The organism is Amedibacillus dolichus DSM 3991, assembly GCF_000154285.1.
Classification (GTDB): domain Bacteria; phylum Bacillota_I; class Bacilli_A; order Erysipelotrichales; family Erysipelotrichaceae; genus Amedibacillus; species Amedibacillus dolichus.
Window position 1 is genome coordinate 795 of the sequence record NZ_DS483461.1, and the last position, 687, is coordinate 1,481.

The 687-nt window shown below is 50.2% G+C and carries 3 protein-coding genes; all 3 read right to left on the reverse strand.

Translation table 11 applies throughout. The features are described 5' to 3' along the window. Positions 1-75: 75 nt before the first annotated feature. Positions 76-171 carry a hypothetical protein gene (locus EUBDOL_RS11880; protein WP_407636349.1) on the reverse strand — a complete coding sequence of 32 codons (96 nt, stop codon included), beginning with the start codon at positions 169-171 and terminating at the stop codon, positions 76-78. Further along, positions 158-529 carry an IS1 family transposase gene (locus EUBDOL_RS11885; protein ID WP_407636350.1) on the reverse strand — a complete coding sequence of 124 codons (372 nt, stop codon included), beginning with the start codon at positions 527-529 and terminating at the stop codon, positions 158-160. The genes EUBDOL_RS11880 and EUBDOL_RS11885 overlap by 14 nt, the downstream gene beginning before the upstream one ends. Before the next feature lie 8 nt (positions 530-537). After that, a partial coding sequence (locus tag EUBDOL_RS11890) for an IS1-like element transposase (protein WP_040184518.1) occupies positions 538-687 on the reverse strand: 150 nt, incomplete at its 5' end.

The window sequence follows — 687 nt, forward strand, 5'->3', positions numbered from 1 at the left end:
TCCTAATGGCATTATATTTGTTCTTACAACATAAAGATGAATCCCCATATGGAACTGTATAAACCAGACAAATGGCTAACCGATATTCCTAACATTTGGGATAATGAATTCCAAATTATGATAGTGTTTTATGTTCAGATAATGCCCGATGACTTTGTCATGCAGCTCCACAGATTTTGAGAAACGACAGCGACTTCCGTCCCAGCCGTGCCAGGTGCTGCCTCAGATTCAGGTTATGCCGCTCAATTCGCTGCGTATATCGCTTGCTGATTACGTGCAGCTTTCCCTTCAGGCGGGATTCATACAGCGGCCAGCCATCCGTCATCCATATCACCACGTCAAAGGGTGACAGCAGGCTCATAAGACGCCCCAGCGTCGCCATAGTGCGTTCACCGAATACGTGCGCAACAACCGTCTTCCGGAGACTGTCATACGCGTAAAACAGCCAGCGCTGGCGCGATTTAGCCCCGACATAGCCCCACTGTTCGTCCATTTCCGCGCAGACGATGACGTCACTGCCCGGCTGTATGCGCGAGGTTACCGACTGCGGCCTGAGTTTTTTAAGTGACGTAAAATCGTGTTGAGGCCAACGCCCATAATGCGGGCTGTTGCCCGGCATCCAACGCCATTCATGGCCATATCAATGATTTTCTGGTGCGTACCGGGTTGAGAAGCGGTGTAAGTGAA